At 59.1% G+C, this 10,554-nt stretch carries 7 protein-coding genes; 5 read left to right on the forward strand and 2 right to left on the reverse strand.

The window, feature by feature from the left end; translation table 11 throughout:
* Window positions 1–21 precede the first annotated feature (21 nt).
* On the forward strand, window positions 22–2,430 hold the full coding sequence (gene leuS, locus MR935_RS05025) for a leucine--tRNA ligase (RefSeq protein ID WP_290571602.1): 2,409 nt from the start codon (window positions 22–24) through the stop codon (window positions 2,428–2,430).
* A 119-nt stretch (window positions 2,431–2,549) separates the two neighbouring features.
* On the forward strand, window positions 2,550–2,732 hold the full coding sequence (rpsU, locus tag MR935_RS05030; RefSeq protein WP_031472056.1) for a 30S ribosomal protein S21: 183 nt from the start codon (window positions 2,550–2,552) through the stop codon (window positions 2,730–2,732).
* Between the two features lie 304 nt (window positions 2,733–3,036).
* Here the strand turns inward: rpsU and MR935_RS05035 are convergent, their stop codons facing one another.
* Window positions 3,037–4,437, reverse strand: a complete 1,401-nt coding sequence (locus MR935_RS05035) for a spore germination protein (protein ID WP_290571613.1) — start codon at window positions 4,435–4,437, stop codon at window positions 3,037–3,039.
* A gap of 242 nt (window positions 4,438–4,679) precedes the next feature.
* On the opposite strand from MR935_RS05035, the gene MR935_RS05040 reads away from it, so the two are divergent.
* From MR935_RS05040 to MR935_RS05050, 3 genes are read left to right on the forward strand one after another with little or no spacing between them, the layout of a single operon-like run.
* On the forward strand, window positions 4,680–6,671 hold the full coding sequence (locus tag MR935_RS05040; protein WP_290571616.1) for a DNA gyrase/topoisomerase IV subunit B: 1,992 nt from the start codon (window positions 4,680–4,682) through the stop codon (window positions 6,669–6,671).
* A gap of 25 nt (window positions 6,672–6,696) precedes the next feature.
* Window positions 6,697–7,752, forward strand: a complete 1,056-nt coding sequence (locus tag MR935_RS05045) for an acyltransferase (RefSeq protein WP_290571618.1) — start codon at window positions 6,697–6,699, stop codon at window positions 7,750–7,752.
* Window positions 7,715–9,931 carry a DNA gyrase/topoisomerase IV subunit A gene (locus MR935_RS05050; protein WP_290571620.1) on the forward strand — a complete coding sequence of 739 codons (2,217 nt, stop codon included), beginning with the start codon at window positions 7,715–7,717 and terminating at the stop codon, window positions 9,929–9,931. Before MR935_RS05045 ends, MR935_RS05050 begins: the two co-directional genes overlap by 38 nt.
* Window positions 9,932–9,997: 66 nt before the next feature.
* Here the strand turns inward: MR935_RS05050 and MR935_RS05055 are convergent, their stop codons facing one another.
* Window positions 9,998–10,351: a hypothetical protein gene (locus tag MR935_RS05055; protein ID WP_290571621.1), complete on the reverse strand. Its 354-nt coding sequence runs from the start codon at window positions 10,349–10,351 to the stop codon at window positions 9,998–10,000.
* Between the last annotated feature and the right edge of the window lie 203 nt (window positions 10,352–10,554).

Consider the following 10,554-nt stretch of genomic DNA (forward strand, 5'->3'; position numbering starts at 1 on the left):
TCACTTTAGGGGGAAACACCGTTGAAGTACGATCACGAACAAATAGAAAAGAAATGGCAGGACATTTGGGATGAGGCGCATTGCTTTGAGGCAGAGAATGACAGCCAAAAGGAAAAGTTCTACGCGCTGGTAGAGTTCCCGTATCCGTCCGGACAGGGGCTGCATGTCGGCCATCCGCGCTCCTACACGGCGCTCGATATCGTGGCGCGCAAAAGGCGGATGCAGGGCTACAATGTGCTCTATCCGATGGGCTGGGATGCCTTTGGCCTGCCGACCGAGAACTACGCCATCAAAAATCACGTCCACCCGGCCGAGGTAACCAAGAAGAATATCGCCCGCTTTAAGGGGCAGCTCAAGGCGCTCGGCCTGTCGTTTGACTGGTCGCGTGAGATCAACACCACCGACCCCAGCTACTACAAATGGACGCAGTGGATATTCCTGCAGCTTTTCAAAAAGGGTCTGGCGTACAAAAAGGAGATGAACGTCAACTGGTGCACCTCGTGCAAGTGCGTGCTGGCCAACGAAGAGGTGGTTAACGGCGTGTGCGAGCGCTGCGGCAGCGAGGTCGTGCGCAAGAACAAGAGCCAGTGGATGCTGGCCATCACCAAGTACGCCCAGCGGCTGATCGACGATCTGGACGAGGTCGACTATGTCGAGCGCGTCAAGATACAGCAGCGCAACTGGATCGGCCGCTCGACCGGCGCGGAGGTTGATTTTAAGACCACCACGGGCGATACGCTGACCGTTTATACCACCCGGCCGGACACGCTGTTCGGCGCGACCTACATGGTCATCTCGCCCGAGCATCCGATGGTCGAGCAGTGGGCGGATCAACTGACCAATATGGCTGATATCCGCGCTTACCGCGAGGAGGCCGCGCGCAAGTCCGACTTTGAGCGCACCGAGCTGAACAAGGACAAGACCGGTGTACGGCTGGAGGGTGTTGCGGCGGTCAACCCGGTAAACGGTAAGGAGATCCCGATCTTCGTGTCCGACTATGTGCTGATGGGCTACGGCACGGGCGCGATCATGGCCGTGCCCGCGCATGACGAGCGCGACTGGGCTTTTGCCAAGGCGTTCGGCTGCGCCATCGTCGAGGTCGTTTCGGGCGGCGGGGATGTGCAGCAGGCCGCCTTTACCGCCAAGGATGAGAGCGGCATTTTGGTCAATTCGGATTTCCTCAACGGCAAAACGGTCAAGGACGCCATCCCAGCCATGATCGACTGGTTGGAAAGCCAAGGCATCGGCCGCGCCAAGGTGCAGTATAAGCTGCGCGACTGGGTGTTCTCCCGCCAGCGCTATTGGGGCGAGCCGATTCCGCTGGTGCATTGTGACAAGTGCGGCTGGGTGCCGCTGCCCGAGGAGCAGCTGCCGCTGACCCTGCCCGATGTGCACACCTATGAGCCGACCGATAACGGCGAATCGCCGCTGGCGCACATGACCGATTGGGTGAACACCACCTGCCCGGCGTGCGGCGCGCCTGCCAAGCGGGAGACCGATACCATGCCCCAGTGGGCCGGCTCGTCTTGGTATTTCCTGCGCTATATGGACCCGCATAACGACAAGGCGCTGGCCTCCAAGGAGGCACTCGCGTACTGGTCGCCGGTCGATTGGTATAACGGCGGCATGGAGCACACGACGCTCCACCTGCTGTACAGCCGCTTCTGGCACAAGTTCCTGTACGATATCGGCATCGTGCCGACCAAGGAGCCGTATGCCAAGCGCACCAGCCACGGTATGATCCTCGGCGAGAACGGCGAGAAGATGTCCAAATCCCGCGGCAACGTCGTCAACCCGGATGAGATCGTCGAGACCTACGGTGCGGACACCATGCGCCTGTACGAAATGTTCATCGGCGACTTTGAAAAGGCCGCGCCGTGGAGCTCAAAATCCATCAAGGGCTGCCGCCGCTTCCTCGAGCGCGTCTGGAGCCTGGCCGATAAGGTGCAGCCGGGCGAAGCGTATTCCGCGCAGCATGAGGTGCTCATGCACCGCACGATCAAAAAGGTCGGCGAGGATGTGGACAACCTCAAGGCCAATACCGCGATCGCGGCGCTGATGACCATGCTAAACGAGTTTTACGACAAGGGCGTTAACATGGCTGAGTACAAAACGCTGCTGGCGCTGCTCAGTCCCTTCGCGCCGCATATCGCTGAGGAGCTGTGGCAGCAGACCGGCGGCGAGGGCCTGCTCTCGGTCGCGCCGTGGCCGGTGTATGACGAGGCCAAAACGGTCGAGGACAGCGTTGAGATCGCCGTGCAGGTCAACGGTAAGCTCCGGTGCACGATCAACCTGCCGACCGGCTGCGACAAGCAGACGGCCATCGATGCCGCGCTGGCGCAGGACAAGGTGCAGCATGCGATCGAGGGCAAGCAGATGGTCAAGCAGATCGTCGTGCCCGGCAAGATCGTCAACCTTGTGGTCAAGTAATTTGTTGTTGACACGGACTGCAAAACAAGATATAATAATTTTACGGTTCTGTGTGCCGGCAGCACATTGGCCGTGCAAAGTGTTCCCGGGGAGGGGAACGCGCGGAGGGAGGGAAAACTGTGTCGGAAATCCGCATTAAGGAAAACGAGTCGATCGACAGCGCGCTGCGCCGCTTCAAGCGTTCGTGCGCGAAGGCGGGTACGCTTTCCGAGCTCCGCAAGCGTGAGCATTATGAAAGCCCGAGCGTAAAGCGCCGCAAGAAGTCTGAGGCCGCTCGTGCCAAGAAGAAAAAGTTCAGATGATCGTACAAAAAGCTCCGGAAGCTGCTTCCGGAGCTTTTTTTGACCCTTGCCGCCCGCGCTGCGTAGGCTTAACAGATTTTTTATGATTTCTACAAACTTTGGACACATGCGTAGGCTATACTATGACCAGAGCAAAGGACATAAATCACCTTTGACTGAACCGCTTCTTCATGGGGAGCGTATCAAAATCTGTTCGGCCCTGCGGGACGGAATACCGCGCAGGCTCCCGGACAGTCCAACAACACGAGGCGGTACCGCCTCTTTTCGATAACGCGTGCCGGGGTGCTCCCCGGCGCGTGCTTTTTTATTGGCGGCGGATAGACGGACGAAACAGCTTCTGCCGGAGCACCCGCAGGTCGAGCGGGATGAGCGGATACAGATAGCTGCGGCCGGAAAAGGTCTTGCAGCGCAGCAGGATGACCAGCACGGCGAGCAGGCCGCCGAGCAGTCCCCACAAGCCGCCGAGCGTGACGAGGATGAGCAGCGCGATGCGCATAAATTTGACCGCGTAGCCCAGCTCGAACGAGGGCTGGTTGAACGCGCCGAGCGCAACAAAGGCCATATACAGCATGGCTTCGGCGGAAAACCAGCCGGACTGTACCGCGAAATCGCCCACAACGATACCGGCGATGACCGAGAGCGAAGTCGTCATCATCGAAGGGGTGTTGAGCGTGGCGAGCTTCAGTCCGTCAATGCCAAGCTCCAATATGAGCAGCTGCCAGAACAGCGGCACGCGGGGCGCCTCCGCCGGGATGAGAAAGGAAATCGACGTGGGTAGCAGCGCCGGGTTGCGGTTGACCAGCAGCCAGAGCGGCGTGAGCAGCAGCATGGCCAGCAGCACCGCAAAGCGGATCAGGCGCAGATATGAGCCGGTCAGCGGGGGGAAATAATAGTCGTTTGCCTCCTCCATGATGTCAAAGAGCGAGGAGGGCAGCGTCATTGCAGCGGGGGAGTTGTCCACCAGCAGCACCACGTCGCCCTCGAGCACCTGCGCGGCGGCGGCATCCGGACGCTCGGTGTATTTGAAGCGCGGAAAGGGGTTATACCACTTGTGCGGCAACAGCAGCTCGGCCAAGCTCTCCTGATTCATGGTCAGCGCGTCTACATCACCGGGGTGCGCCAGCTTTTCGTGCAGCTTGTCGAGCACAGCGCGGTCAACGCGGTCATCCATGTAGCACAGCACAACGTCAGTCTGGCTGGCGCTGCCAAGCGAATAGGCCTCCATCCGCAGTGCGGTCGAGCGGATGCGCCGCCGGATGAGCGCGCAGTTGAGCACCATGGTCTCAACAAAGCCGTCGTGCGAGCCGCGGAACACCTTGTCCTTTTCCGGCTCGGCGGTGTCCCGCTGGGGATAGGTGCGGATGTCGAGCAGAATGAGCTGCGAAAAGCCCTCAATCAGCAGCGCGGTCTGGCCGGACAGCACGGCGGTGACAGCCTTGTCCAGATCCGGCTCGAGCGCGGCCTCGCAGTAGGGCACGGCGCGGTCGAGAAAGTGCTGCGCGCTCTCAAAGCAAGGGTCGTCCTGCTTCAGCGCGTAGAAGAATTCCATGATTTTTTCAAACAGATCGTCCTTGACAAAGCCATCGACGAGCACGAACAGCGCGCGCCGTCCGCCGAAAAATACCGGGCGATCGAGCAGATCGAAGCTCTTTTGGGTCTGCAAGGCCGCCCGCAGCGCCTTGGCGCGGGCATCAAAATCGGACATAGAAGGTTCCGCCCTTTCCATATAAATGGAAATAGCTTGCGCGAAAAGGGGTGGGATTATACGACAGCGGCAAGCGCCTGCCGCGCAAAAGCACCCGGCCTGCGCGGCAGGAGATGGAAGATGCGGCATAAAAATGCGGTATATGCTTCGTTTGCCAAGGAAATGATTGAAAATGGGCAAGATATCGCGTATACTATACTGGTGAGAAAACGGAATTTTGAAAAACGGGAGCAAGAGACTGCATGAGCAAGAAACCATCCTACGGAAACGAGAGCATCTCCTCACTCAAAGGTGCAGACCGCGTCCGCAAGCGGCCGGGCGTTATCTTCGGCTCGGACGGGCTGGAGGGCTGCGAGCACGCCGTGTTTGAGATACTGTCCAACTCGATCGACGAGGCGCGCGAGGGCTACGGCAGCGAGATCGTCGTGACCCGCTACGCGGACGGTTCGATCGAGGTAGCCGACCATGGGCGCGGCATCCCGGTCGAGTGGAACGAAAGCGAGCAGCGCTACAACTGGGAGCTGGTGTTCTGCGAGCTGTACGCGGGCGGCAAATATAAGAACGACACGGGCGAGAATTATGAGTTCTCACTGGGACTGAACGGCCTTGGCACCTGTGCGACGCAGTACGCCTCCGAATATATGGATGTGACCGTCGTGCGGGACGGATTTGAGTACACGCTCCACTTTGAAAAGGGTGAAAACAAGACCGGCGTGCCCGAGGGCTTTGCCAAAAAGCCGACGGCCGCGCGCAAAACGGGCACGACCATCCGCTGGAAGCCCGATCTTGCGGTGTTCACCGATATCAACATCCCGGTCGAATATTATCTGGATACGCTCAAGCGGCAGGCGGTTGTCAACAGCCACCTGAAATTTATCTTGAAAAACCAGACGGGCGGCAAGTTTGAAACGACCGAGTTTTTGTATCAGCATGGCATTGTCGACTATGTGACCGAGCTTGCGGGCGAAAACCCGCTGACTACCGTGCAGTTTTTGGAGGGCGAGCGCCGCGGCCGGGACCGCGCGGACAAGGACGAGTATAAGGCCAAGCTGAGCTGCGCGTTCTGCTTTTCCTCGTCGGTCTCCCGGGTGGAGTATTACCACAACTCCTCGTGGCTCGAGCATGGCGGCGCGCCGGATAAGGCGGTGCGCAGCGCGTTTGTCTCGGCGATTGACGGCTATCTCAAGCAGCTGGGCAAATACACCAAGAACGAGAGCAAGGTTTCCTTTCAGGACGTGCTGGACAGCCTGGTGCTGGTGACCAACTGCTTTTCTACCCAGACCTCCTACGAAAACCAGACCAAAAAGGCCATCACCAACCGGTTCATTCAGGAGGCGATGACCGATTTTCTCAAACAGGGGCTGGAAATCTATTTTATCGAGAATAAGGCCGAGGCGGATAAGATCGCCGAGCAGATCCTCATCAATAAGCGCAGCCGTGAGCAGGCCGAAAAGGCGCGTCTGAACATCAAAAAGAAGCTGTCCGGCAGCCTTGATCTGGCCAACCGCGTGCAGAAATTTGTCGATTGTCGCACCAAGGACACCGCGCGGCGCGAGCTGTATATCGTCGAGGGTGATTCGGCGCTCGGGTCGGTCAAGCAGGGACGGGACAGCGAGTTTCAGGCCATCATGCCCGTGCGCGGCAAGATACTCAACTGTCTGAAGGCTGATTACGACAAGATATTCAAAAACGATATCATCACCGACCTGCTCAAGGTGCTCGGCTGCGGGGTAGAGGTGCGCGGCAAGGCGGCCAAGGAGCTGTCCGCGTTCGATTTGGAGGGACTGCGCTGGAACAAGGTCATCATTTGCACCGATGCCGATGTGGACGGCTTTCAGATACGCACACTCATCCTGACCATGCTGTACCGGCTGACGCCGACGCTGATCGAAAAGGGTTATGTGTATATCGCGGAATCGCCGTTGTATGAGATCACCTATAAGGACAAGAGCTACTTCGCCTTTGATGAGGGCGAAAAGGCCGCCATTCTGCAAAAGCTGGCGGGCAAAAAGCTGCTCATCCAGCGCTCTAAGGGGCTGGGTGAGAATGAGGCCGACATGATGTGGGAGACTACGATGAACCCCGAGACCCGCCGCCTGATCCGCATCACACCTGACGAGGCGCAGGCCACGAGCGAGATGTTCGACCTGCTGCTGGGCGATAATCTCGCCGGACGCAAGGAGTATATCGCGGAAAACGGCGCACAGTATCTGGAGCTTGCGGATATCTCATGAACAGGCGGCGGAGAGGTGTGCAGGATTGAGGCGATACAGACAAATGGACGGTGTGCGCGCCGCCGCAGCGCTTGCAGTGGTGATGATCCACGTGTCATCCGGCGGTGCAAGTGGTGTGCAGACCGTTTGCAACCAACTGGCCCGTTTTGCGGTGCCGTTGTTCATTCTGCTGTCAGGGTTTGGACACGGGGGAGAAAATCAGGACATTGACGCGCCGCTGCGGCTGTTCTGTAGGCGAATGAGGCGGATACTGCCTCCGTTTGTGCTTTGGTCGGTCGTTTACCTGCTCGTCGATGCTGCGTTCGGTAAGCCGCATGAAAGACCGCTGTGGGATCTGGCGAGCGGCGGTGCTTATATCCACCTGTATTTTATCATTGTGCTGATCCAGTTGGAGATATTGTATGTACCGCTGTACCGCGCGGTGCGGCGCGCACCCCATGCCACGCTGGCTGCCGCCGCAGCGCTGACGCTTGCCATGCAGGTGCTGATCTGCGGTGAAATTCTCTCTCTATGGACGCTGCCGCCGCTGCCGCTGCCTTACACGCGGCTCTTCGTGCCCTACCTGCTGTTTTATGTGGCAGGGCTGTGGCTGCGCCGGCGAGACCGGCTGCCGGAAAAAGGGAATTGGCTGCACTTGGCAGGTGTGGCTGTGCTGTGGATGTTGAGTGCGGCGCTTGTCGTGACAACGGCGCGGCGCTTGCCGGCGATTGGCAGGCTGTCGCTGCGGCCTGACCTGACAGTTTATGTTTTTGCGAGCGGGCTGCTGCTATGGCTGCTGTGCAGCTTGACAGAGCAGCCTTCGTGGCCGGTGCGGGCGCTGAGCCGCTTGTCTTTCGCGCTTTATCTATCGCATCCGCTCGTTATGCGCCTGTGGAACGAGTGGACCATCCGGCAGAAGCCGGTGATCTATCTCAGGCTATGGCAAAGCTATCTGATGACAGCCGCCGGCGGCCTGCTGATTGCTGTGGCGGTGTCCGGCTTGCCGTTTGGCAGCCTGCTGGGCGGCGCACCGCGCAAGCAGCCAATGATAATGGAGGGGCAGAATGGCAAAAAAGAAGAACGATCAACCAAAAATATATAAGGAACACGCATCCATCGACCAGCGCATCACCGATACGCTGCGCGAGAATTATATGCCCTACGCGATGAGCGTTATCGTCTCCCGCGCGATACCGGAGATCGACGGCTTCAAGCCCTCGCACCGCAAGCTGCTGTACACCATGTATAAGATGGGTTTGCTGAACGGAAACCGCACCAAGTCGGCCAACATCGTCGGCGCGACGATGAAGCTCAATCCGCACGGTGACAGCGCGATCTATGAGACCATGGTGCGCTTGACGCGCGGTAACGAGGCGCTGCTGACCCCGTTTATCGACTCCAAGGGCAACTTCGGCAAGGTGTATTCGCGCGATATGGCCTACGCCGCGCCGCGCTACACTGAGGCCAAGCTCGACGCCTTCTGCGGCGAGCTGTTCCGCGATATCGATGCGGACGCGGTCGATTTTGCCGACAACTACGACGGCACGCAAAAGGAGCCGGTGCTGCTGCCGACCACCTTTCCGAATATTTTGGTATCGGCCAACACCGGCATCGCGGTCGGTATGGCGTCGAGCTTTTGTGGCTTCAATTTGGAGGAGACTTGCCGCACGGCCATCGAGTATATCAAAAACCCGGCGCACGACCTGCTCTCGACCCTGCCCGCCCCGGATTTTACTACCGGCGGCGAGCTGATTTACGACGAGCGCGAGATGCGCGCCATCTATGAGACCGGGCGCGGCTCATTCAAGGTGCGCGCCAAGTGGGAGCTGCTCCGCAAGGAAAATCTGATCGAGGTGACCGAGCTGCCGTACACGACCACGATCGAAGCCGTGATCGACAAGGTGGCCGAGCTGGTCAAGGCGGGCAAGATACGCGAGATCGCGGATATCCGCGATGAGACCGACCTTTCCGGTCTGAAGATCGCCATCGACCTCAAGCGCGGCGCTGATGCGGACAAGCTGATGGCCAAGCTGATGAAGATGACCCCGCTGATGGACAGCTTTTCCTGCAACTTCAACGTGCTCATCGGCGGTATGCCGCGCGTGCTGGGCGTGCGCGCGGTGTTGGAGGAGTGGACCGCATGGCGGACCGAATGTGTTCGCCGCCGCGTGTTTTTCGACCTGACCAAGAAAAAGGAAAAGCTGCACCTGCTGCACGGCCTTGCCAAGATCCTGCTCGATATCGACAAGGCCATCCGCATCATCCGCGAGACCGAGGAGGACGCCGAGGTCATCCCCAACCTGATGATCGGCTTTGGCATAGACCAATTACAGGCCGAGTATATCGCGGACATCCGCCTGCGCAATATCAACAAGGAATACATCCTCAAGCGCACGCAGGAGACCGAGGCGCTCGAAAAGGAGATCGGACGGCTCGGGGAGATCGTAAAGTCCGACGCGAAAATACGCGGCATCATCATCAAGGAGCTGGAGCAGATCATCAAAAAATATCCCGCGCCGCGCCGCACCCGGCTGGTCACGGCCGAGGCGGTCAGTGTGTTTGACGAGGAGGAGCACATCGAGGACTACCCTGTGCTGCTGTTTTTGACGCGCGAGGGCTATTTCAAAAAGATCACGCCGCAGTCGTGGCGGATGTCGCAGGAGCACAAGCTCAAGGAGGGCGATGCTGTTTGCTGGCAGGCCGAAGCGACCAACAAGGCCGAAATCATCTTCCTGACCACCGCGCACCAGGCATACAAGGCACGCCTGAGCGATTTTGACGACAGCAAGGCTTCGGTGCTGGGCGATTATCTGCCGCAGAAGCTTGGCATGGACGAGGGCGAAGCGCCGGTTTACGCGCTGCTGCCCGGGGATTATAAGGGCAATATGGTCATCGTGTTCCAAAACGGCAAGTCCGCCCGTTTTTCGCTCGAGTCGTTTGAGACCAAAACCAACCGCCGCCGCCTGACCGGCGCATATTCGGATAAGTCGCCCGCGGTCGCGTTTTTCCATCCGGTCGACGAGCAGACCGAGCTGACCCTGTTCTCGACCGCGAACCGCGCGCTGACCTTCCGCGCGGGGATGCTGGATATCAAGGCCAGCCGCGCGACGCAGGGCGTGCAGGCGATGGTGCTGCGCGGCAAGCATACCATCACGCGCGCGGTGCGCATGGAGGATGCCGGCCTGACCGATAACGGCCGCTACCGCTGCCGCGCGATCCCATCCATCGGCGCGCTGCTGAGCGAGGAGGATCTGCCGGACAAGCAGATGACGCTGGATTGACACAAAAGCAAAAACCGGGCGAAAGCGTGGCGCTTTCGTCCGGTTTTCTTGTTTGCCGCCGTCTTTTCAAAGCGGCTGATAGAACAAGCCGTGCTGCGTGCAATACCAGAGCAGCATACCGTGCCGCGCAAAGGCGGGCAGGCGCGTCTGCATATCCCACTCCGGATACAGGCGGCGCAGCAGCAGGGTGTCGCCCGTCAAAAGGGCGACAAAGGCGATGTGGTGCGCCTTGGTCATCTCGTGCGCGGACGAGAGAAAGTAGTCCTGCTCAACGGCCTCGACGGTCAGCCGCTCGTCCGGCCCGGCCGCGCGCGGGACAAGTGCGCTCAGCCGCTTGCCGCAGCAGGACACAGCGGCTTCGGTTGATGATGTGAGCAGGTTGCCGCAGTGCGGGCAGACGTAAAACTGTGTTTTCTTCATATTTATGACCATTCCTTTCCGCTGCGCCACAAGGCACAAAACAGCATGAAACTGAATTGCCACTAACGCAGCTCGTAGAATTTTGTTAGAATAGGCTTGAGGATGCAGGCACACTACAGAGCACGCGGAGGTGAGTGGGCACAGTCTGCTGACTGACCGTATATTTATGTGTGCCGGACACTCTTTCAAGCACAAATAATTAG

The sequence above is a fragment of the Agathobaculum sp. genome (genome assembly GCF_022775115.1).
GTDB lineage: Bacteria > Bacillota > Clostridia > Oscillospirales > Butyricicoccaceae > Agathobaculum.

Bases quoted from the DNA above. Each gene is read 5' to 3' on its own strand.
- MR935_RS05035 (WP_290571613.1), bottom strand. From the start codon at position 4,437: ATGTCCGATTTTGATGCCCGCGCCAAGGCGCTGCGGGCGGCCTTGCAG.
- MR935_RS05055 (WP_290571621.1), bottom strand. From the start codon at position 10,351: ATGAAGAAAACACAGTTTTACGTCTGCCCGCACTGCGGCAACCTGCTC.
- MR935_RS05050 (WP_290571620.1), top strand. From the start codon at position 7,715: ATGGCAAAAAAGAAGAACGATCAACCAAAAATATATAAGGAACACGCA.
- MR935_RS05040 (WP_290571616.1), top strand. From the start codon at position 4,680: ATGAGCAAGAAACCATCCTACGGAAACGAGAGCATCTCCTCACTCAAA.